Origin of the sequence: Olsenella uli, from assembly GCF_016899935.1 — a bacterium.
GTDB lineage: Bacteria > Actinomycetota > Coriobacteriia > Coriobacteriales > Atopobiaceae > Thermophilibacter > Thermophilibacter uli_B.
The window spans coordinates 1-236 of record NZ_JACJJK010000113.1; the positions used below are offsets into that span (position 1 = coordinate 1).

At 36.0% G+C, this 236-nt stretch carries 1 protein-coding gene; it reads right to left on the reverse strand.

Features of this window, described 5'->3' with window-relative positions:
* The coding region (locus H6A07_RS10065; protein WP_204814771.1) for a hypothetical protein at nt 1-215 on the reverse strand (215 nt) is incomplete at its 3' end.
* Nucleotides 216-236 lie beyond the last annotated feature (21 nt).

The window sequence follows — 236 nt, forward strand, 5'->3', positions numbered from 1 at the left end:
AGCTCAGCCTGTTTTTCGGAATAATACCATCTTACAGACTTACCTATAGCACATCTTACAGCATCTAATTTTCCTTGAACAGCCAATTTTTTTAATCTAACGGCATCTAATCCACTAACGGATAAATAACTTGCGGAGATGAAGCCTCCTCTCTTTAAATAGTTGCGGTATAATTGACAATCTCGACGGTCTACTTCAACTCTTTTTATAGCCATTTACTATCACCTCATATATTT